The sequence below is a fragment of the Hwanghaeella sp. LZ110 genome (genome assembly GCF_048892525.1).
Taxonomy (GTDB): domain Bacteria; phylum Pseudomonadota; class Alphaproteobacteria; order UBA8366; family Aestuariispiraceae; genus Pacificispira.
In genome coordinates, this window is record NZ_JBLZHT010000002.1 from 102,049 (window position 1) to 122,894 (window position 20,846).

Below are 20,846 nucleotides of genomic sequence, written 5' to 3' on the forward strand. Positions count from 1 at the left end.
AATGTCAATCGGGATTCATCGCTACAGCGTATCCAATCTGACTGATTTCCTGACAATCCCTGCGTAAGAGCGCTATCCCCCCATGCATCTAAAAGAACTGAAAAAGAAAACCCCACCGGAACTTCTCGCCTTCGCGGAAGAACTGGAAATTGAAAACGCCTCTAATCTGCGCAAGCAAGAACTGATGTTCGCCTGCTTGAAGCAACTGGCGATGAATGACGTCGCCATTTATGGGGAAGGCGTTTTGGAAGTGCTGCAGGATGGCTTCGGCTTCCTGCGCTCCCCGGAGGCCAACTATCTGGCCGGTCCGGATGATATTTATGTTTCCCCCAGCCAGGTGCGGCGCTTTGGTTTGCGCACCGGCGATACGGTTGAAGGCCAGATCCGCGCGCCAAAAGATGGCGAACGGTATTTCGCCCTGTTGAAGGTCAATCAGGTTAATTTCGATGACCCGGATCAGGTGCGCCATCGCATTAATTTCGACAATCTGACGCCGCTCTATCCCAATGAAAAGCTGCATCTGGAAATCGAAGGCCAGGACGACAAGAAGAAAAAAGAACTGTCGACCCGCGTCATCGATCTGGTCGCCCCGCTTGGGAAAGGCCAGCGGGCGCTGATCGTTGCCCCGCCGCGCACCGGTAAGACGATGCTGATGCAGAATGTCGCCCATGCGATTTCCCAAAACCATCCAGACATTTATCTTCTGGTCCTGCTGATCGATGAGCGTCCGGAAGAAGTGACCGACATGCAGCGCTCTGTGAAGGGCGAAGTTGTATCCTCCACCTTTGATGAGCCCGCCCAACGCCACGTTCAGGTCGCCGAAATGGTGATCGAAAAGGCCAAGCGTCTGGTTGAGCATAAGCGCGATGTGGTGATCTTGCTGGATTCCATCACCCGCCTGGCGCGCGCTTATAATACCGTTGTGCCGTCATCGGGTAAGGTTCTGACCGGGGGTGTGGATGCCAATGCGCTGCAACGCCCGAAGCGGTTCTTTGGGGCCGCGCGGAACATCGAAGAAGGCGGATCGCTGACCATCATCTCCACCGCGCTGATCGATACCGGCAGCCGCATGGACGAAGTCATCTTCGAAGAATTCAAAGGCACCGGTAACTCTGAAATCATTCTGGACCGCAAGCTCAGTGACAAGCGCACCTTCCCGGCCATCGACATCACCAAGTCAGGCACCCGGAAAGAAGAACTGCTGGTCGACAAGGGCACATTGTCCAAGATGTGGGTCCTGCGCCGCATCCTGATGCCGATGGGCGTCACCGATGCGATGGAATTCCTGCTGGAGAAACTGAAGCATTCGAAGAACAACGACGATTTCTTCGACAGCATGAATCAGTAATCGGCGGGGTTGCTTACAGGCAACCCTTCGAGACGCTACGCGCCGGATGAGGAAGTTTTTCGTCATCCCGGACTTGATCCGGGATCCAGAGCGGCGGGCGCGATTAGTGCCTTTGGCCCTGGATTCCCGCCTTCGCATTCCACAAAACGTCCCATTCTCATCCTGAGGAGGCGCGATAGCGCCGTCTCGAAGGAGGGGCTGTAAGTCCAGTGCTTGCAGAGGGCTCACCCTTCGAGACGCTTCGCTCCTCAGGATGAGGAGACACTTGCCTATTGCACCGTCATCCCGGACTTGATCCGGGATCCAGGGCGGTAGGCGCAGTTGGTGCCTGCGGTCCTGGAATTCCGCCTTCGCATTCCACAAAACGTCCCATTCTCGTCCTGAGGAGGCGCTGCAAGTCCAGTGCTTGCAGAGGGCTCACCCTTCGAGACGCTTCGCTCCTCAGGATGAGGAGACACTTGCTTAATGCACCGTCACCCCGGACTTGATCCGGGGTCCAGAGCGGCGGGCGCGATTGGTCCTGGATTTCCGCTTTCGCGGGCGAGACTCGTTTAAAGCAATTCAAACCCGCCGCAGCCAAACAGCGGATTCCGGGGCGCCTTCTGCAAGGGGGAGCGCCCCGATCGCGTTTTGGGCGAGCAGGTCGGCGCAGCGTGTCGCGACCCAATGGCTGGACCACAGCGGTTCAAAGCCACCCCCGGCCAATAGCGTGGCGACCGGCAATTGTTCGTTATAGCCACGCCAGGCCCAGTTTTCGGGATAAGGGTCGGGCAGGAATATATCGTGGATCTGGATCAGAATACCCTTGGGCAGGCCGGGCAGGATGCGGCCCAGCAGGATATCAACATCGCTGCCGGGCGTGGCGATATGGCTGGAATCGATCATCACCATATCATTGGGGCCAAGCCCGTCGAATATCGATATATCCGCCTGTTGCAGCGTGGTCCGATGCATTGTCACACCGGGCAGGTTCGCAATATCCGCGCGCGGGGCGGGATCGATGGCGGTGATTTGGGTCGCCAGGGCCCCATCCTGAACGGCGGCGGCGATGAAGCGCGTGGAATGGCCGCTGCCGATTTCGACAATTCGGGCCGGTTGATACCGGCGCACCATCAGATAGGCGGCCAGTCCATCCAGCCTGGGAAACCAGGTCTGCTGCCACCGTGGCTGGGGAGGACTGGCTCTATCGAACCGGGTTGCGACATCCGCGATCAGATCGGTGTCTTTCAACAGGTCCAGAAAGACCGGCTCTGCGGCCTTAAACAGTGTTTCAACATGGGGGAAGGGGTCCCGCGCGCTGCTATCCGGGATGGTTTCTGCATAGCGATAGGGGATGAAATAGCCCCGCTGTGCCCAGCCAAACAGCGTTGGCAATCCCAGTTTCAGGCGTCGCCATGTTGTGCGAAAGGAGTGATGTGCAATACCCATGAATCAATCAGGGCCGCAGGATCATGCCCTCGCGGGCGACTTCGGTGCCGGGTCGAACCTTTGCAACATCCGCGGCGATTTGATCCATGATGTCATCCGTATGCGTCGGTTCGTGATGGAACAGTACCAGGGTTTTGACATTGGCGGCATCGGCGACCCGCACGGCCTCCTGCCAGGTGGAATGCCCAAAGCCGACGAAGCGGGGATATTCTTCCTCTGTGTAGGTGGCGTCATAGATCATGATATCAGCGTCGCGCACCAGATCCACAACAGCGGGGTCGCGGCCTTCGGGATAATGTTCGGTATCGGTGATGTAACAGATCGACCGGCCATCGAAATTGATGCGATAGCCACAGGCCCCGTTGGGATGGTTCAGCGGCGCGGTTTGCAATGAAATTTCCGGGCTGGGATACAGGGTTTCGCCGCAGGCGAAATCATGAAATTCGACCCTGGCACGGAAGGTTTCCGGCGGTACCGGGAAAAGCGGGGCCTGCATCATATCGGACAATGTTCCCTTAAGCGTGCGGTCGGGCAACAGATGACCGGCCCACAGCCTGGGATTTAAGCCTGGAATGTGGAATGGCACAAAAAAGGGCAGGCCGATAATGTGATCCAGATGCGTATGGGTCAGGAATAGATCAATTTCAGTTGGGCCCTGCTGGGCGATTTCGCGACCCAGTTTTCGCAACCCGGTACCCCCGTCAAAAATCAGGCGTCTGTCTGCGCACATAACTTCCAGACAGGCCGTGTTGCCGCCATAGCGCAGCGTATCGGAACCGGCGCAGGCGATGCTGCCACGCGTTCCCCAGAACTTGACGTAAAATTCTTGATGCTTATCGCTTAACACGCGGTAATCCTGCTTTGGCTTTTAGTCTTTTCGCCCCAATCGTTCGGTCGTGCAGTGAGGCGCAAAACCAGACGGGACAGGTTGATGTCAGAATGCTATAGCGGGGTTCGTCTTAACGCAAATTCCCATCCTGCTGTTATCGCGTCTATTTCGTATCCTGAGATCGGATTGAAGGGGTTTTTATGTCATCAGACCGTCTTGCGCCGCGCCTGCACAGCGATTGGGTGGGAATCTGGTTCGGGTTATGTGTTGCCCTGCTGGCTGCGTATCAACAGTTCAAATTGCCGCCGGTCCTGCCGGAGATGCTGGATCTGTATGGATATGGCGCCGGAATGGCGGGTGGTTTCATGTCGATTTTTGCGGTCATTGGCCTGGTGTTATCCTTCCAGTTCGGACGGTTGATGAGCCATCAGGCAACGGCTGCCTGGTTGATTGGGGCCTGCGGTCTGGTGGGGCTTGGTGCCATCCCTATTTTGACATTCCCGGAAAATGGCTGGGCCATTCTGGTGGGGCGCGCCTTTGAGGGAACGGCCATGGCGATTTTGGCGATAGCCGGCCCCACCCTGATGACCCGTAATGCGGCACCAAAACACATACCCTTTGCAGCCGCGCTGGCGGCGACCTGGGTTCCTTTAGGGGGCTTGATCGCGACCAGCATCGCCCGATTGGTGGAATATCTGATGCCGGGCGATCAGATCTGGTCGTCAGTCTGGTGGGCCGGGTTGGTTTTTGCGGTCCTGATGGCGGGATGGACGATGGTCCTGGCGCGTCAGAATGATGGCAACCGGATTGCCTTGCCCGCGACAAAAGGGGGTGCGCCGGATCTGTCCAAAGCGGATCGGCAAGCGTTGATGATGTTGTCGGCGTGCTTTGGTTTATGGGCGTTGCAAAATCTGTCAGTGCTGAGTTGGCTGCCTGAATATCTGGTCGCAGATCGCGGATTATCGATGGCTGTATCGAAAGAATTATATGGGGTGACGGTCATCGCGATTGCGGGGTCCAATCTGTTGGCAGCGGCCATCCTGCGGGCCGGATTTCCCATCGCCCGGTTGTTAACGGTCGTTCTGATTGGGCAGGGAACCGTTCTGGTGATCGGACCCTATGCCGGAACCGATATCAGCGGTGTCGCAATTTTACTGGCTTATGGATTTTTTGCCGGGATTACGCCGACCTGTATTTTTGGGCTGCCGGGGCGTCTGTTGGGTCCGGATCGCACCGGCCCGGCGGCTTTTGGATTGATGATGACCGGGCGCAATCTGGGCCTGTTGACGGGGCCAATTCTGGTGGGCTGGGTCGCGGGCAGCAGTTTGGGTTGGTCGGCGGGATGGTGGACAGCGGCCGCAGCGACCGGCTGTGCCGTGATTGCCGCCCTGGCCATCCAGCGTCAGGTCCGGCGCGCGGATGCGATCGCGCAAGATATGATCTAGGGAACCAGCTTATATCCGCCGGGTTCTGTCACCAGAATTTCCGCATTTGAGGGATCTGGTTCGATCTTCTGGCGCAGGCGATAAACATGGGTTTCCAGCGTGTGCGTGGTGACACCGGCATTATAACCCCAGACTTCCCCCAACAGCGTGTCGCGCGATACGGTGCGGTTGCCCGCGCGAAAAAGATATTTCAGGATTGAGGTTTCCTTTTCCGTCAGGCGGATTTTTTTGTTGGTTTCTTCGGTCAGCAATAGCTTCTGGGCGGGCCTGAAACTGTAGGGGCCGATTGTAAAGACCGCATCTTCGCTTTGTTCATGTTGGCGCAATTGCGCGCGCAGACGGGCCAAAAGGACACTTAAGCGAAAGGGTTTGGTGACATAATCATTCGCGCCGGCATCCAGGCCCAGGATCGTATCGGAATCGGAATCATGGGCGGTCAGCATGACGACGGGGCATTTAACGCCGCTGCGGCGCAGAATACGACAGACCTCGCGCCCATCCATATCGGGCAGGCCGACATCCAAAACGATGGCATCGAAATGCCCGGCCTTTGCCGCTTCTATCGCTTCGGCGGCGGTTGAGGCTTCCTGTGTTTCAAATTCCTCATGCAGCTGCAATTGTTCCGCCAAGGACTGGCGCAGGGCGTCGTCATCGTCACATAACAGGATCTTTTTACCGCTCATCGCGTCTTATCTCGCTTTCAACCAAATCATTACCGGGGATCAGGATAACACGATCTGCCGGCATATGGGAAAAGCAAGATATCGTGATCGCCCTTTTCCATGTGTTCTGGCATGCGGCTTGCTTAGCTTGCGGGAGAGAGACTGTCGACGTGGGAGAGCCTCGATCATGCGGTTGGTGAAGAGAGAGGCGATGTCCACAGCGCAAACAGCCCCCTGGTCCCTGATGACCTCTAATGCGACTGCGATGGCGCCAGATGTTGCAATGCGTCGACCGCAGGCAGGTGAGGGTCAGACGGAATCCCGCTTTTCCGATGCTTTGACACAGGCCGAGGGCGCGAAAAAGGCCCCCCAATCCTATCAGACCCCACAACGCCCGGAAGATAGAATGCCCCAGCCGGTGGCAGCGAATTCACAGGTTTTTGCAGCGCGCGACGAGGGAACCTTTACCGACTATCGGCGCTTTACCTCTGCAGATCCCACATCTGTGGACGTCGCGGCGGCAAATCGTGCCGATGAGGCATCCGAAGCGACAGGCAAGAATTTCTTCGGCGAAGATGGCCTGACACTGGGGGATGTTGTCGATATCGTGAACCCATTGCAGCATATCCCCATCGTTTCATCCGTGTATCGCTATGTGACCGGGGATGAAATAAGCCCTGGTGCGCAGTTGGCGGGCGGGTCGATTTATGGCGGCCCGATAGGGTTTGCCAGTTCTCTGGCCAATGTGATTATGAAAGATCAGACCGGGGATGATATGGGGGGAACGGCCCTGACCGCCCTGTTTGGCGCACCGGGAACGTCAGACACGGGCACAGCCCTGGCCCAGGACGGGGCGCAAAAAGCATCGGTTCAGACCGCGCAGTTGGATCCTGAAAGTCAGAATGGCGCAGACCAAGCGGTGCAGAACGGTGTAAGTCCGCTTTTCGCGGCGCAACCTGGACTGAATGCGGCGGGTCAACGGTCGGCCCCGTTTGCCGCGACGCCGGTTGGATCGCCGATTGCGTCCGTGCAGCCGATCCTGCCGGGTCAGAACAGCGTCACGTCTGGCGCAAATCCTCAATCCAGCCCGGGTACGGCCGCTGCACAAGGGGTGCCAAATCTGTCGGCGGATGCCGCGACCGCCCTGATGCGGATGGCGCAAAACAGCCAGCCTAAGAACAGCCAGTCTATGAACAGCCAGTCTATGAACACCCTGTCTGACAACAGTCAGCCACCATCAGCAACGCCCTCAAATCAAGCATCCCAGTCGGCTTTACCCAATCAGAACACGACGACCATCAAGCATCTGCCCGGCTCGGACGCAGAACCGAAATTCTTCAGTTTGCGCAATGCACCGGTCGCGCCGACACAATTGCCCAGTCATTCCGGCATCACGCCCCCACCCCCTACCCCGTCTGCGCCATCTCCCGCAGGGACCGCTGATTCAACAATCGTTGCCGACAATTCCGACGCGCCGGAATTCCTGGAGCCTGTGCCGTCCAAGGATTTGCCCAGCGCAATGATGGATGCCCTGGCAAAATATGAGAAAATGAAGTCCCCCAGCTGATTTCAGGTTTGATTTCTGACTGGATTGATCACCATTTAGGGCATCATGCAGGGAATGATGTTTTTAGGGCGTAAGGGGGAGGCGGAGTATGACCGACCTGGTGACCGACGGGCAGCGATTGATTCTGCCGAATGGCGACAGTGTGCCGTGTTCCATGGGTCGGTCGGGCCTGATCGCAGCACAGGATAAACGCGAAGGCGACGGGGCGACACCGCTTGGTCGTTGGCGGCTGGTGCAGGTGTTCTATCGACCAGACAGGATCCTTGATCCGATCCGGACCGCATTGCCGATCCAGCCCTTGACTGAGCATTCTGGCTGGTGCGATGCCCCGGACGATCCCGCCTATAATCAGTTTGTTTCGCGACCCTATGCCGCGTCGCATGAGGCAATGTGGCGAGACGATGGGCTGTATGACATCGTGGTGACGACAGACCACAATACCAACCCCGCCCTTCCCGGTCTGGGCAGCGCCATCTTTTTGCATTGCCGTCATGAAACCGGAAAGCCGACAGCGGGCTGTATTGCAATAGCGCGGGACGAATTGCACCGCCTCCTGACGGATCTGGAACCGGAGTCCTGGCTGGTCATCCAGCAGGAGATTTGAAGAGGCGCAGTCAAGTCTGGGCTGGGCGCGCCCCAAATATTGCGCTGCCGACGCGGACATGGGTGGCCCCCAGGCGAATGGCGGTTTCATAATCGCTGCTCATCCCCATCGACAGGCCGGAAATTCCGTTCCGTTCTGCAATTTTCGCCAACAGGGCGAAATGCGGGCTGGGCTGTTGATCGACCGGGGGGATACACATCAAACCCTGGACGGACAGGCCGATCGTGTCGCGCACTTCCTGGATAAAGGCATCGGCCTCCATCGGCGGTATTCCCGCCTTCTGGGGTTCTTCGCCGGTATTGATCTGAATGAAAATACCAGGGTTGCGGTCCTGCTTCTCACATTCGCGGGCGATGAACTGGGCAATTTTCAAACGGTCTATGGTCTGGATCACATCAAACAGGGCAACGGCGTTTTTGGCCTTGTTGGATTGCAGAGGACCAATCAGATGCAGCACAGTCTGAGGATATTGCTGCTTAAGAGCTGGCCATTTTTCCTCCGCTTCCTGAACTTTGTTCTCGCCGAAATGTGCATGTCCAGCCTTCAGGAGTGGAATAATCGAATCAGAATCGTATGTTTTAGAAACCGCGATCAAATTAACATTTGCGTTTTTTTTAACAGAGTCAGATTCCGCCTGTTTTATATTTTCCAATACTTGATTATATCTTTCCAGTAATTGCATTGGGCACCTTTGTTGGGAAATGACCGATTGTCTTTCGGATGGTCCAATTTTATAACGACTCGATTTTATACAGCCTGACTTGTCCATAAAAGGATTTTAGTGTGGTACGCGGTTATTTGGGATCGACCAGGACGCTGTTTGCGGTGCTCCGGTTAGGAGCGTTTCGCGAAGCGATGCGGGGCATCGCAAGCGGAAGGCGACGCGGCCCGGAGCGCCGCAAACAGCGCCTTTGGTCCCTTTATCGGCCCGTCGGACGGCGTCGAGGACGTTTGACGATGAACCACATCGCCTGCACGCCCTCTCCTAGCCGACAGGCCGATAAAGGGATCCTGGTGAGTCCAAATAATCGCGCACCACACTAAGGACTGCCATGCCAGCGCCGGATATTCAGATAAGACAAGAATTGCAAAAGGCCTTTGGCGATTTCAATCAGGGTCATCCTGATGCGGCGCAGGCTCGGGCTGAGGCGATTCTGAAGCGGCTGCCCCGGGAACCAAATGCGCTGTATCTGATGGGGATCATCAATCATCAGGCGGGACGTCTGGATCAGGCATCCAGATTTTTTGAGAAAAGCTACAAGTCCGACCCGAAAAATCCCGCGGCCTTAAGTGGCATCGGCATCGTGCGTCTGGATCAGCAACGCTATGCGGAAGCGGTGCGCGCCTTTCAGGCCGTGTTAAAGCATATGCCAAATGATGCCTCGGCCCTGAACAATCTGGGGATCGCGCAGAAGAATCTGCAACGGTTTGATCTGGCGGTTCCTTTGTTCCAGAAGGCGATAGGGATCAACCCACGGTTTGCGGATCCTTATGTGAATTATGGTTCTTTGTTGAACAGCCTTGGTGAAGCACAGGCTGCGCGTGATGTGTTGGAAGCTGGGCTGCGGCATAATGCCGGTGACCAGACCCTGACGTTGAACTTGTTTGACGCCCTTGTGGGGTTGGGTCTGTTTGACCGGGCAAAGAACCTGATCGATCCGATATTCACGAAAGATCCCAGTAACATTGAAATTCGCAATCGCTATGGGCAATTGCTGGTGTCGATGGGGGATGTGGATGCGGCGCGGGACGTGTTTGTGAAAACGATCGACCATCATCCCCAGGATGCCGCCGCATATTTTGATCTGGCGGACCTTCTGGAGGCAAAGCGCGGTGCCCAGAAGGCGGAGGCGGCAGAGATGCGCCAGAGGGGTATCGCGGTCTTTAATGCCAGCCATGCCACCCTATCAGACGGTACGCCGGTATTGGTTCATCGCGCCGCCCAGGCTTATGAAGGTTTGGGGGAGGTTGAAAAGGCCTATCAGTGTTTCAAGCGGGCGCAGGATCAGTTCAAGGCGCGCCTGGCCAGCATCGGGAAGGCCTATGACCGCCGCGCGACTGAGTCGCTGTATGACAATCTGATCGCGCGATTTTCCAAACAAACGCCAGCGGCAGTGGCACTGCCGGACGGTGAGTCTATTCCCGCCCCTATCTTTATCGTTGGCATGCCACGATCCGGCACCAGCCTGATTGAGCAGATATTGGCGTCACATCCTGCCATTTTTGGCGGGGGGGAATTGATGGTGCTGCCCGATCTGATCGATGCCCGCCTGAAGCCGGGGGAGGATCTGACCGGTTTGCTGGATCGCCTGTCCTTGGAACAACTGGTTGAAATTCGAGATGGGTATCGCGCTGGTCTGGCGGAATGTTCTGCGGGTCAGGCGTTTGTAACGGACAAGCTGCCGTTTAACTTTATCAATGTGGGTCTGATCCGGATGCTGTTTCCGAAGGCCCTGATCATTAACATCGAACGCTATCCCCTGGATGTGTGCTGGTCGATCTTCACGCAGCGCTTTTCCAGCGCCATGCTGTTTGATCATGATCTGCGGGATATCGGACATTATTATCGGCAGTATGATCGGTTGATGCAGTTCTGGCGCGGTTGGGATTCATCGATTGTTCAGATACAGTATGAAGGGTTGCTGGACGATATGGCGGCTGGCGTTCTGCCCATGCTGGATCAGTTGGGTCTGGACTGGGACCCGGCGATGGAACGCTTCTTTGATAATAAAAGAACGGTGCAAACTGCCAGCCGTTTGCAGGTGCGTCGGCCGATCTATAAGACATCGGTGGGGCGGTGGAAGGCTTTCGAGTCAAGAATGGATGGTCTAAAGTCTGAGCTGGGTGATGTGCTGGGACGGTATTTATAGGGATAAGGTTTATGCCAATACTCAAGGATGACCGGGATACGATCACATTGGCCGATATTCTGGCCCCGATGACAGAGGCGGAATTCTTTGAAGACTATTACGATAAGAAGCCCCTGCATATCCCGGGCAGCGCCGATAAATTCAAGGGGATCATGGATTGGTCCATCCTGAATGAGCTGTTGAGCAATGGCCCCCTGTGGTCCGCAAAATCGCTGGGCTTGCAAATCGACAAGCAGCCGATCCCCGCCGCTTTGTATTGTGAATCGCGGGAGGACCGGTCAGGATCCATGGTGATGCAGCCGATTGCCGGTAAGGTGATGGACCTGTTGCATCACGGGGCATCCCTGATTGCCAATGATATCGATATGATGAGCAGGCCTTTGCGCCAGGTCGCATCTGCATTTGAGGCGGCGTATAATGGCAAGGCGCAAGCCAATCTGTATTGTTCCTGGGATAGCAGGCAGGCCTTCAGCAGCCATTTTGATACACATGATGTATTTGCCCTGCATATTGAGGGGAAAAAGACCTGGCGCGTCTTTGAAACACGCATGCCCCATCCAATCCGTCACGCCCGTCACAGCAATGGTGCCTATACGGACGCGCAGCATATGGAGCAGCGGGGCAATCTATTATTCGACGTGGTCTTGAAGCCAGGTGATATTCTGTATCTGCCCCGGGGCCAGTATCATGATGCCTTGGCGGTTTCCAGCGGGACGGTTCATGTCGCATTGGGGATCGTCAGCCTGGTTGGACTGGATATCGTTGATGCCTTGAAGGATTTTGCTGTTGAGGACGAGGCCTTCCGGACGAACCTGCCTCGATTGGCGCAGGGGGAAGCGGTCACACGATCTGTATTGGAAGATTTAGGGAATAAACTGCATCGATTGTCCGAGGATCCAAATGTACTTGCCGCATTGTTAAAGTATCAGGCGAATTATTCCTATGATCGCAGTCAATATACGTTACCGATCGAGTCATCGGACAAAACGTTTAATTTGGTCGGTGGCCCGTTCCGCCTGGTGAAGGACAAGGGGACCTTTATGCTGACGGGACCACGTGGTGCCGTTCCCATTCCTCCGGGCAGCGAAGGGCCAATTTCGTGGGTGCTGTCTCAGAAGAGTTTTCGGCGCGGCGCATTTCTCAGCGCGCATGAAAGAATCCCTGCGACGGTTGCGGATCGATTATTGTCGGATCTGCAGTCCATGGGGGTCTTGAAATCCGTGTGATTCTTTAGAGTTGGCCTTGGTTGCGCGGTCATGTTGTATAATTATCACATTACTTACGTTTTTGCGGTTAACTGTATTGGAATTCATTGCTTTCAAAATTCATGCGTGGTCAAAACAACCCATGGCGAGCGCCGGAACTGCCTGAACAGGCTAATTCGTTTGGCACGCAAGATGAAGTGAATGAGTTCTAGGGGCAAACGCCCAAACGATCAAAATGGAGATGACCATGAAAAAAGTTCTTCTCGCATCCTCAGCTCTGCTGGGTGCGTCCGCTTTCGCAGCGGGTTCTGCATATGCAGAAAAGCCTGTAATGACCTTCTCTGGTAGCTTGGCTTACGAAATGATTTTCGCTGACGGCGACCAGGCTGATGCCGGTGTTGGCCACAGCATTTCTGCCAACGACCAGATGTCCGAACTCGTGTGGGATGCCAAAGGCTCTACCGATGCCGGTCTGAACTACCGTGCAAACGTCCAGTGGCGCTACACCAACGGTGCTGCTGGTTCTTTCGATGAAAGCTGGCTGCAGTTCTCCGGCGGCTGGGGTAGCATCGTCCTTGGTGGCGAAGACCCTGTGTCGGATACGGTCGCTGGTACCGCTGGTCACACCTTCCAGGCTGGTACCTGGGGTACGGACGGCAACAACGCCCTGCGTAACGTAAACTTCCTGGGCATTTCCACCGCCACCCACTACTACCAGTCTTCTGCTGGTATGACCAGTGATGCGAACAAGATCTCCTATAGCACGCCTAACTTTGCTGGCTTCCAGGCTGGTGTGTCGTACACCCCGCAGGGCGCTGCTTTCCAGCAGACCCAGCAGGTTAACAACAATGCGAACGACCAGGTTCTGGACTTCGCAGCTGGTTGGGGCGGCGAATTCGGTGGCGTTGGCCTGAAGTTCGACGGTTCTTATCAGATGGGTGAAGATAACAGCGCAACCGCTGGTGCCGCTGACCGTGAAGACCTGCGTTCCTACATGCTGGGCGCATCTATCACGTTCGCTGGCTTCGGCTTGGGTGCTGGTTTCTTCGACAACCAAGAATCCAACACGGCTAAAGGCTCAAACGGTGACGGTGGTCAGGGCTTCAACGTTGGCGGTAGCTACAGCTTCGGCCCGGGTTCAGTCTCTCTGATGTACCAAAACAGCACCGACGATCTGGACGGCAACAACCTGGAAGATGAAGCAACCATCTACCACGCTGGTGTTACCTACACGATCGCTGATGGTCTGAACGCCTATGGTTCTTACTTCAACATGAGCATCGACAACGAAGGCGGCAACACTGCTGCTAACCAGAACGATGCACAGGTTGTGATCATCGGTACGCGCGTAACCTTCTAAGGTTATTCGGGTTGCATCAAATGGGGGGATGGGCAAGATTGCTCATCCCCTCATTTCTTTTTGGTGGTGCGTAATGATCAGACGAATTTTTGCAGTCCTGTTTTTGACGGGATTGGTTTTTGTAAGCGGCTGTTCCGGCCTGTCTTCCGGTCCATCTGTCCTGAACGAGGATCCGGCTGAACGGACCCGTAAACAGGACGGCTCCGTTTTCGGTAAATCTATTGTTCTGGGTGGGGAGTCTCAGCCCGGCGCCGGAACATCGGGTCTGGCCGTTAATGGCTATCTGTGGCGCGCATCGCTTGATACGATTTCTTTTCTGCCTTTGGCCCAGGCCGACGCGTTCGGCGGTGTAATCGTGACCGAATGGTCCTCTTTGCCCAGCGCACCAAACGAACGCTATAAGCTGACCGTGTATATTTTGAATCGGGAATTGCGTGCCGATGGTGTGCGCGTCTCGGTTTTTCGCCAGGAACGCAGTACATCGGGCGAATGGGTTGATGCCGCCGTTTCAGATGGTGTTCCAGCCAGAATCGAAAACGCGATTCTTTTGCGGGCCCGTCAGTTGCGAATTGATAGCCAGGCGTCGCTCAAGTAAATCATGGGTCCGCCGAACGGATTTGGGACTCTGTGAGAGTCTGTGAGGATTCGTTTGGTCCGTTTCCAAATACGATCAGGCTAAAACCTATCAGGCCAAAACTTACCAGGGCAAACCCTACCAGGATAGAGCAATGACCAGGTACAATCCGGTTGAAATCGAACGCAAATGGCGCGACCGATGGGAGTCTGCGCAGTCTTTTCGGACCGATGATTCGTCGGATGCCGAAAAGTACTATGTCCTGGAGATGTTTCCCTATCCGTCCGGGCGCATTCATATGGGCCATGTGCGCAATTATACTTTGGGTGACGTGATTGCCCGGTATAAGCGGGCCAGAGGCTTTAGCGTTCTGCATCCAATGGGATGGGATGCTTTCGGATTGCCGGCTGAAAATGCGGCCATTGAGAACAAGGTCCACCCGGCCAAATGGACACGGGAAAACATCGCGACCATGCGGTCTCAGTTGAAGACTTTGGGTCTGTGCATCGATTGGGATCGCGAAATTTCGACCTGTGAACCCGACTACTACAAACATGAACAGAAGATGTTCCTGGATTTTCTGAGGGCTGGTTTGGCCTATCGCCGGGAATCCTGGGTGAATTGGGATCCGGTCGATAATACCGTGCTGGCCAATGAACAGGTGATTGATGGCAAGGGCTGGCGAACCGGTGCGGTCGTTGAAAAGCGGCGGCTGTCCCAATGGTTCCTGAAAATTACGGCGTTTTCTGAAGAATTGCTGGCAGGTCTGGATGAATTGGAGCGTTGGCCGGAAAAGGTTCGGCTGATGCAGCGCAATTGGATCGGGAAGTCCGAAGGGGCACAGATCCAGTTTGAAATCGTCGGGCGGGATGATCGACTGGACTGTTTCACGACGCGGCCAGATACGCTGTATGGCATGTCATTCTGTGCCATCGCGGCCAATCATCCGTTAGCGGAAGAAGCATCGCGCACCAATCCTGATCTGGCAGCCTTCATCGCGGAATGCAATCAGATGGGCACCAGCGAAGAAGCCATTGAAACCGCAGAGAAACGTGGTTTTGATACGGGCCTGACGGTGCGTCATCCGTTTATGCCGGACAAGACATTCAAGGTGTTTGTCGCCAATTTCGTGCTGATGGAATATGGCACAGGCGCGATTTTCGGCTGCCCTGCGCATGATCAACGGGATATGGATTTCGCCAGAAAATATGGTCTGGATGTCACGCCAGTTGTGCTGCCACACGATGCAGAGGCGGCGACATTTGCGGTCCAGGATGAGGCCTATACCGGGGATGGAACCTTGTTCAATTCAGATTTTCTGGATGGCCTGGATGTGCCGACTGGTATCCGCGCCGCTATTGATCGGTTGGAAGACATTGGGATAGGCACCGGTAAGATAACCTATCGTCTGCGCGATTGGGGCGTATCGCGCCAGCGCTATTGGGGATGCCCCATTCCAGTTATTCATTGTCCGTCATGCGGTGTGGTTCCGGTTCCGGATGCCGCATTGCCCGTGGAATTGCCGGAAGATGTCGATTTTGATCAACCGGGCAATCCCCTGGCCCGCCATCCGACATGGAAACATGTGTCCTGCCCGAGCTGTGGCGGCGCGGCGGAACGGGAGACCGATACATTCGACACATTCTTTGAAAGCTCGTGGTACTTCGCACGCTATCCAGACAGCAAGAATGAGGAGCGGGGATTTAGTGCAGAAAGTGCTGCGCGCTGGTTGCCGGTTGATCAGTATATCGGCGGTATCGAACACGCTATTCTGCATTTGTTGTATTCGCGGTTTTTCACACGGGCGCTGAAACAGTGTGGTTATCTGGATCTGGACGAGCCTTTTGCCGGGTTGTTTACCCAGGGCATGGTCTGTCACGAAACCTATCGGGATCCATCGGGCGCATGGTTGTTCCCCAGTCAGATTCAGCGGGACGGCGATCAGGTTGTGCGGGTTGATACCGGCGCGGCCGTGACGGTTGGTCGATCTGAGAAGATGTCTAAATCCCGCAAGAATGTTGTGGACCCTGTTGATATTGTTCAATCTTATGGGGCTGATACGGCACGTTTGTTCATGTTGTCGGACAGCCCGCCTGAGCGGGATCTGGAATGGACTGAAGGCGGTGTTGAAGGGGCCTGGCGTTTTCTGGGTCGTTTGTTCCGCGCGATTGCCGGGGACGAGGCCACGATTGCGCCCTTTGGAACCCAGCGGCCGGCTGTTTTGACCGATGAATTAGCGGCCACAGAGCGCGCGGTGCACAAGGCCATAGACGGCGTGACCCAGGATTTGGAGCGTTTCCATTTCAATCGCGCCATTGCGAGAATTCGGGAACTGTCTAACGCCCTGTTCGCCATCAAGGGTGAGGATGAGGGTGCGCAATGGCTGCGCCGGTTTGGTTTTGAATCTCTGGTTCAGGTCCTGTCACCAATGACCCCGCATGTGGCGGAAGAGTTGTGGCAGGCGTTGGGTCATAAAGAGATGCTGGTCAACGCCGATTGGCCGGTTGCAAATCCTGATATGCTTGTTGAAGAAACAGTCACCATTGGCGTTCAGGTGAATGGTAAGCTGCGGGCAACAATTGAACTAGCGCGGGATGTTTCCCGTGAAGAGGCAGAGGCCGCTGCGATCGCGGAAGATAATGTTCAGCGCATCCTGGATGGCAAAACACCACGTAAAATTATTGTTGTGCCCAATCGGATTGTGAATATCGTCGCTTAGGGTTTCTGACGTTAAGAGCGGGTAAGGGATTGGCATGAGGTCTTTTAATGCAAAGATGGATCGTCGCGCAGTGACCCTGCTCGGCTTGGGGGGCGCAGTGCTGGCGCTCTCTGGCTGTGGTTTTCGGCCTGTTTATGGTACCGGCGGGTCCGATAGCGGTGTCGATGCAATGGAAGATCTGGAGGCGACGAAGATTAACCTGATCGAAGATCGGGAAGGTCAGGTGCTTCATAATCTATTGTTGGATCGCTTTAATCCCAAAGGACGCCCTACCAAATCCCGTTACACTCTGGATGTTACCCTGAATTTTTCGACAGTGGATCGCGGGACGCTGATTGATGCAACCGTGACCCGCGCGGAATTGACGGTAATTGCAGAGGCCGCCCTGACCATTGTTGAGGAAACAAAATTGTTTAAATCCCGGGCGGTATCAACGTACTCCGTGTCGACATCGGACTATGCCGCTGAAGTGGCGAAGAAGAATGCCCTGGACCGCACGCTTGTCGTTATCGCGGATGATTTGCGTATTCAGATCGCAACGTTTTTCGAAAAGCAGCGATTGCTTAAGGGTTGATTTGGCATGGTGAAAATCGCGACGGGCTCGATTGAGGGGTTTGTAAAGGCTCCACCGTCTGAGATCCGCGCCGTTTTGTGCTATGGGCCCGATGCAGGTCTGGCCCGTGAACGTATGCGGGCGGTCGCGTTGACGGTCGCGCCAGATCTGGAAGATCCTTTCCAGATATGTGATTTATCCAGCGATACGATCAAGGCAGATCCCGCCATTTTGGGGGATGAGGCTGCAGCGATTTCCATGATGGGTGGGCGGCGCGTAATCTTGATCCGGGATGCCAGCGACGCCTGTGCCGATGCTTTGGCTGGGTTTCTAGAAGACCCGGTCGGGGATGCGCTGATCGTCCTGTCGGCGGGCGATTTGCCCGCAAAATCAAAGCTTCGTAAGGTATTTGAAGGCTCCAAGCTTGGCGCTGCAATTGCCTGTTATCTGGATGAAGCAGGTGGAATAGATCGGTTGATAGAGGAAGGGCTGCGGCCGCTTTCCGTGCGGATAGAGCCGGAAGCGCGTGAATTTCTGGTGGATAATCTGGGGTCTGATCGGGGCGTCAGTCGGTCCGAGATCGAGAAGCTGGCGCTGTATGCCGGGCAAAATGGCACATTGGATTTTGACACGGTCTCGACCCTGATCGGCGACAGCTCGGTATCCACGTTGGATGATGTGATCCAGGCTATGGCGGAGGGAAATTCCAGATCGCTGGACCGGGCTCTTGATCTGGCGGCTCAGGATGGAACGGCCCCGGTTGCCCTGTTGCGCACAGCGAGTAATCACATGCTGAGACTGCGGCGGGTTCAGGATCTTGTATCGGGTGGAATGCCGCTGCAAGGCGCGATGAGCAGCCTGCGCCCGCCCGTCTTCTACAAATCCAAGGCACGGTTTGAGGCGGGGGTGAAACGCTGGCCTCCATTGGCTGTGGCAGAGGCATTGTCGCTTTTGATCGAGGCGGAAGCAGCCTGCAAACGCAGCGGCGCGCCGGATTGGATTTTATGTCACCGCAGCCTGCATCAGGTCGGCGCCTTAGCCAGGCGGCACGCGTCCGGTCGTCGCGCTTCCAGATAGGTGCATGCCACAGCATCATGCGTGCGCATGATATTCTTACGGCTACATTTCGACGACATTCTTAGGTCTCTGCACGCCCCCACGATTCAGGCGTTCCACCACGTCGTCCAGCTGGTCAAAATCCTCAAACGCGACAACCAGGCGTCCGGATTCGCCACCGCCTTTCAGGTCTATGGAAACGGTCATGCCCAGAAGATCCGACAGGCTGCGTTCCATCGCAACGGTATTGGCATCTTTTTCGGTCAGGCTGGCCCCGCCCTTTTCAATTTTGCCTTTCAGGCGCTGCAACCCGTCCTGTGTCTTATTGGCATTGGGCTTGGCATCCTGAACCAGGCGTTCCGTCTGGCGAACATTATAGCCCTTCTTTATGACTTCCTGGGCCAGCGCGTCGGCATTGCTGGCACCCAACAGGGCACGGGCATGGCCGGCGCTGAGCAAGCCGTCATCCAGCATGCTTTTCAGCTCTTCCGGAAGGGATAGCAGCCGCAGCATATTGGCAACATGGGACCGGCTTTTGCCGACAGATTTTGAAAGCGCGTCCTGAGTATGGCCGAATTCCTCCATCAGGCGCTGATACCCTTCAGCCTCTTCCAGGGGTGTCAGGTCTTCGCGGTGAATGTTTTCGATCAGCGCGATTTCAAGGGTTTCTGTATCGGTCAGATCCTTGATGACAACCGGCACTTCATACAATTGCGCCCGTTGGGCGGCCCGCCAGCGGCGTTCGCCCGCGACGATCTGATAGGCATTGGCATCATCGGGATGGGGGCGGACCAATAGCGGCTGAAGGATTCCTTGCTGGCGGATAGAATCGACCAGCCCGTCAATCGCAGCCTCATCGAATCGTTTGCGGGGCTGGCTTGGATTTGGCCGCAGGAATTCGATTGGCACGGTTTTGGAGGTCTTTACGGCGGGTTCGCTGTAGCCATCTGCGCTGTTAATTGCGCTGTCACCATCCCCAAACAGCGCTGAGAGGCCGCGCCCTAAGCCGCGCTTACGATCTTCTGCTGCACTCATGCCGGGAGTCTCCTTTCACGCTTCAGAACCTCGCTGGCGAGGTGAATGTAGGCCTGTGATCCCCGGCAATCCATGTCGTATAACAGGACGGGTTTGCCAAAGCTTGGTGCTTCTGAGATACGCACATTGCGGGGAATCACGGTTTCATAGACTTTGTCACCCAAATGAGCGCGGACATCGGCCGCCACCATGTCAGACAGGTTGTTGCGCCGATCATACATGGTCAACACCACGCCCTGGATATCCAGGCGCGGGTTAAAGGCGCGTTTCACACGCTCAATCGTGCCGATCAGATGGCTGAGCCCTTCCAGCGCATAAAATTCACATTGCAATGGCACCATAACGGAATCGGCGGCGCATAATGCGTTCAGGGTCAATAGACCCAGAGCTGGCGGGCAATCGATCAGGATATAGTCATAATCGTCTGTACAGCCCCGCAAGGCGTCGCGCAGGCGAAATTCCCGGCGGTCTTCTTCCACCAGTTCGATTTCAGCGCCGGACAGATGAATAGAGGCTGGAATCAGACGCAGGCCCGGAATGGCCGTGTTGACCGCCGCACTTTCCGCCGTCTCGCGCGCGAATAGCAGATCATAGGAGCTTAACGTCCGATCCCGACGATCCACACCCAATCCGGTTGAGGCATTTCCCTGGGCATCGATGTCCACGATCAGGACACGCTTTTCACAGGCAGCCAAGGCTGTGGCGAGATTAATCGCGGTGGTGGTTTTGCCCACCCCCCCCTTCTGATTGGCGATCGCGATGATTCGTGCGGTGCCATCACTGCGGGGCTTGGTCAGTTTTTCCGGCAATTTCGCATACATCGGCGCAACTCCTTCTGTGCTCTAAGAGCGATGCTGTCTGTTCCCTTTGGGCGGGGGCCGTGGGGGACTTGGGGCGACACATCGGTTCTTAAAAAAGTCACAGCGTTGCCGATGGTTTCTAAGGCGACTCTCCTGGGGCGTGATCCGGTTTCTTCGGGCGCATATCGGTGAGGCGCAACAGAACTGATTCGTCATCACTGCGGCTGCGAACCGCGTCATAAGTTATATACCATGCATAATTTGCAGCAGTCAATTCCTCTTTATACCTCTTACCCTTCGGAAATAGGGCAATTGTCCCCTCCCCCCAAAATCGGTGTGCCAGAGGCAAAAGATCGGTCAAGGACGCCAAAGCGCGGGCGGAAATAATGTCTGCTGGCGGCAGGTCGACACTTTCTGCACGGGCGGCATGAACAGTTACCCGGTCAGACACCCCGGCGACACGGGCGGCCTCTCTCAAGAAGGCAGATTTACGGGTGTCGGACTCGATCAGATGCACTGTCATCCGACTCAGAATCGCCAGAACCAATCCTGGGAAGCCGGCTCCACTGCCCAGGTCGATTAAGGTTCTCGCCTGTGGAGGGCACAGATCAATCAGTTGCGCAGAGTCCAGAAAATGCCGTGTCCAGAGATCTGGGATGGTTTTACCGCTGATCAGATTAATCCTGGGCTGCCATTTCAGAAGCAAGGCGGCATAGGCGTCCAGTTGCTCCATGGTTTCACGTGAAACATCTGTGTTTTTCTGGAAGTGACTTTTGGGATCGTCCGCCACG

The 20,846-nt window shown here is 55.8% G+C and carries 18 protein-coding genes; 11 read left to right on the plus strand and 7 right to left on the minus strand.

The features are described 5' to 3' along the window. Positions 1–82 precede the first annotated feature (82 nt). Positions 83–1,348: a transcription termination factor Rho gene (gene rho, locus ACOSDM_RS04185; protein ID WP_420723234.1), complete on the plus strand. Its 1,266-nt coding sequence runs from the start codon at positions 83–85 to the stop codon at positions 1,346–1,348. 561 nt (positions 1,349–1,909) lie between these two features. Here the strand turns inward: rho and ACOSDM_RS04190 are convergent. Then, the gene (locus ACOSDM_RS04190) at positions 1,910–2,776 is read right to left on the minus strand and encodes a class I SAM-dependent methyltransferase (protein ID WP_420723235.1); all 867 of its coding nucleotides are present in this window, start codon (positions 2,774–2,776) and stop codon (positions 1,910–1,912) included. 7 nt (positions 2,777–2,783) lie between these two features. Next, positions 2,784–3,623 (minus strand): MBL fold metallo-hydrolase, encoded by an 840-nt coding sequence (locus tag ACOSDM_RS04195; protein ID WP_420723236.1) that lies wholly within the window; start codon positions 3,621–3,623, stop codon positions 2,784–2,786. 182 nt (positions 3,624–3,805) lie between these two features. Between ACOSDM_RS04195 and ACOSDM_RS04200 the strand changes: the two genes are divergently transcribed. Further along, positions 3,806–5,050, plus strand: coding sequence for an MFS transporter (locus tag ACOSDM_RS04200; RefSeq protein ID WP_420723237.1), 1,245 nt, complete (start codon positions 3,806–3,808; stop codon positions 5,048–5,050). Here the strand turns inward: ACOSDM_RS04200 and ACOSDM_RS04205 are convergent. Further along, positions 5,047–5,733 carry a response regulator transcription factor gene (locus tag ACOSDM_RS04205; protein WP_420723238.1) on the minus strand — a complete coding sequence of 229 codons (687 nt, stop codon included), beginning with the start codon at positions 5,731–5,733 and terminating at the stop codon, positions 5,047–5,049. The genes ACOSDM_RS04200 and ACOSDM_RS04205 overlap by 4 nt on opposite strands. A gap of 166 nt (positions 5,734–5,899) precedes the next feature. Between ACOSDM_RS04205 and ACOSDM_RS04210 the strand changes: the two genes are divergently transcribed. Both ACOSDM_RS04210 and ACOSDM_RS04215 read left to right on the plus strand, forming a co-directional pair. Beyond that, positions 5,900–7,279 carry a hypothetical protein gene (locus tag ACOSDM_RS04210; protein WP_420723239.1) on the plus strand — a complete coding sequence of 460 codons (1,380 nt, stop codon included), beginning with the start codon at positions 5,900–5,902 and terminating at the stop codon, positions 7,277–7,279. Between the two features lie 88 nt (positions 7,280–7,367). After that, a complete protein-coding gene (locus tag ACOSDM_RS04215) occupies positions 7,368–7,883 on the plus strand; it encodes a L,D-transpeptidase family protein (RefSeq protein ID WP_420723240.1) in 516 nt (171 codons plus the stop codon). A gap of 10 nt (positions 7,884–7,893) precedes the next feature. Here ACOSDM_RS04215 and ACOSDM_RS04220 read toward each other — a convergent pair whose 3' ends face one another. Continuing rightward, a complete protein-coding gene (locus ACOSDM_RS04220) occupies positions 7,894–8,652 on the minus strand; it encodes a YggS family pyridoxal phosphate-dependent enzyme (protein WP_420723241.1) in 759 nt (252 codons plus the stop codon). 283 nt (positions 8,653–8,935) lie between these two features. Between ACOSDM_RS04220 and ACOSDM_RS04225 the strand changes: the two genes are divergently transcribed. The 7 genes from ACOSDM_RS04225 to holA all read left to right on the plus strand — a co-directional run bounded on the left by ACOSDM_RS04225 (position 8,936) and on the right by holA (position 18,241). Further along, positions 8,936–10,753: a sulfotransferase gene (locus tag ACOSDM_RS04225; protein WP_420723242.1), complete on the plus strand. Its 1,818-nt coding sequence runs from the start codon at positions 8,936–8,938 to the stop codon at positions 10,751–10,753. An 11-nt stretch (positions 10,754–10,764) separates the two neighbouring features. Beyond that, positions 10,765–11,979 carry a cupin domain-containing protein gene (locus ACOSDM_RS04230; protein WP_420723243.1) on the plus strand — a complete coding sequence of 405 codons (1,215 nt, stop codon included), beginning with the start codon at positions 10,765–10,767 and terminating at the stop codon, positions 11,977–11,979. A gap of 226 nt (positions 11,980–12,205) precedes the next feature. After that, positions 12,206–13,318, plus strand: coding sequence for a porin (locus ACOSDM_RS04235; protein WP_420723244.1), 1,113 nt, complete (start codon positions 12,206–12,208; stop codon positions 13,316–13,318). A 73-nt stretch (positions 13,319–13,391) separates the two neighbouring features. After that, entirely contained in the window at positions 13,392–13,913 is a 522-nt protein-coding gene (locus ACOSDM_RS04240; RefSeq protein ID WP_420723245.1) for a DUF3576 domain-containing protein, read from the plus strand. A gap of 133 nt (positions 13,914–14,046) precedes the next feature. Continuing rightward, complete coding sequence (gene leuS / locus ACOSDM_RS04245; protein ID WP_420723246.1) at positions 14,047–16,611, plus strand: leucine--tRNA ligase; 2,565 nt, start codon at positions 14,047–14,049, stop codon at positions 16,609–16,611. A gap of 34 nt (positions 16,612–16,645) precedes the next feature. Next, positions 16,646–17,185 carry a hypothetical protein gene (locus tag ACOSDM_RS04250; protein ID WP_420723247.1) on the plus strand — a complete coding sequence of 180 codons (540 nt, stop codon included), beginning with the start codon at positions 16,646–16,648 and terminating at the stop codon, positions 17,183–17,185. Between the two features lie 6 nt (positions 17,186–17,191). Continuing rightward, on the plus strand, positions 17,192–18,241 hold the full coding sequence (gene holA / locus ACOSDM_RS04255; protein WP_420723248.1) for a DNA polymerase III subunit delta: 1,050 nt from the start codon (positions 17,192–17,194) through the stop codon (positions 18,239–18,241). Positions 18,242–18,283: 42 nt separating this feature from the next. Here holA and ACOSDM_RS04260 read toward each other — a convergent pair whose 3' ends face one another. The 3 genes from ACOSDM_RS04260 to rsmG all read right to left on the minus strand — a co-directional run bounded on the left by ACOSDM_RS04260 (position 18,284) and on the right by rsmG (position 20,845). After that, the gene (locus tag ACOSDM_RS04260; RefSeq protein ID WP_420723249.1) at positions 18,284–19,255 is read right to left on the minus strand and encodes a ParB/RepB/Spo0J family partition protein; all 972 of its coding nucleotides are present in this window, start codon (positions 19,253–19,255) and stop codon (positions 18,284–18,286) included. Beyond that, complete coding sequence (locus ACOSDM_RS04265; RefSeq protein ID WP_420723250.1) at positions 19,252–20,076, minus strand: ParA family protein; 825 nt, start codon at positions 20,074–20,076, stop codon at positions 19,252–19,254. Before ACOSDM_RS04265 ends, ACOSDM_RS04260 begins: the two co-directional genes overlap by 4 nt. A gap of 118 nt (positions 20,077–20,194) precedes the next feature. Continuing rightward, positions 20,195–20,845 carry a 16S rRNA (guanine(527)-N(7))-methyltransferase RsmG gene (gene rsmG / locus ACOSDM_RS04270; RefSeq protein ID WP_420723251.1) on the minus strand — a complete coding sequence of 217 codons (651 nt, stop codon included), beginning with the start codon at positions 20,843–20,845 and terminating at the stop codon, positions 20,195–20,197. Position 20,846 lies beyond the last annotated feature (1 nt).

What these genes read in the sequence shown, in the direction of transcription:
- ACOSDM_RS04230 (WP_420723243.1), top strand. Translation starts at nt 10,765, where the DNA reads ATGCCAATACTCAAGGATGACCGGGATACGATCACATTGGCCGATATT.
- ACOSDM_RS04200 (WP_420723237.1), top strand. Translation starts at nt 3,806, where the DNA reads ATGTCATCAGACCGTCTTGCGCCGCGCCTGCACAGCGATTGGGTGGGA.
- ACOSDM_RS04240 (WP_420723245.1), top strand. Translation starts at nt 13,392, where the DNA reads ATGATCAGACGAATTTTTGCAGTCCTGTTTTTGACGGGATTGGTTTTT.
- ACOSDM_RS04235 (WP_420723244.1), top strand. Translation starts at nt 12,206, where the DNA reads ATGAAAAAAGTTCTTCTCGCATCCTCAGCTCTGCTGGGTGCGTCCGCT.
- ACOSDM_RS04190 (WP_420723235.1), bottom strand. Translation starts at nt 2,776, where the DNA reads ATGGGTATTGCACATCACTCCTTTCGCACAACATGGCGACGCCTGAAA.
- ACOSDM_RS04205 (WP_420723238.1), bottom strand. Translation starts at nt 5,733, where the DNA reads ATGAGCGGTAAAAAGATCCTGTTATGTGACGATGACGACGCCCTGCGC.
- ACOSDM_RS04220 (WP_420723241.1), bottom strand. Translation starts at nt 8,652, where the DNA reads ATGGACAAGTCAGGCTGTATAAAATCGAGTCGTTATAAAATTGGACCA.
- ACOSDM_RS04260 (WP_420723249.1), bottom strand. Translation starts at nt 19,255, where the DNA reads ATGAGTGCAGCAGAAGATCGTAAGCGCGGCTTAGGGCGCGGCCTCTCA.
- rho (WP_420723234.1), top strand. Translation starts at nt 83, where the DNA reads ATGCATCTAAAAGAACTGAAAAAGAAAACCCCACCGGAACTTCTCGCC.
- ACOSDM_RS04250 (WP_420723247.1), top strand. Translation starts at nt 16,646, where the DNA reads ATGAGGTCTTTTAATGCAAAGATGGATCGTCGCGCAGTGACCCTGCTC.
- leuS (WP_420723246.1), top strand. Translation starts at nt 14,047, where the DNA reads ATGACCAGGTACAATCCGGTTGAAATCGAACGCAAATGGCGCGACCGA.
- ACOSDM_RS04265 (WP_420723250.1), bottom strand. Translation starts at nt 20,076, where the DNA reads ATGTATGCGAAATTGCCGGAAAAACTGACCAAGCCCCGCAGTGATGGC.
- ACOSDM_RS04210 (WP_420723239.1), top strand. Translation starts at nt 5,900, where the DNA reads ATGCGGTTGGTGAAGAGAGAGGCGATGTCCACAGCGCAAACAGCCCCC.
- ACOSDM_RS04225 (WP_420723242.1), top strand. Translation starts at nt 8,936, where the DNA reads ATGCCAGCGCCGGATATTCAGATAAGACAAGAATTGCAAAAGGCCTTT.
- holA (WP_420723248.1), top strand. Translation starts at nt 17,192, where the DNA reads ATGGTGAAAATCGCGACGGGCTCGATTGAGGGGTTTGTAAAGGCTCCA.
- ACOSDM_RS04215 (WP_420723240.1), top strand. Translation starts at nt 7,368, where the DNA reads ATGACCGACCTGGTGACCGACGGGCAGCGATTGATTCTGCCGAATGGC.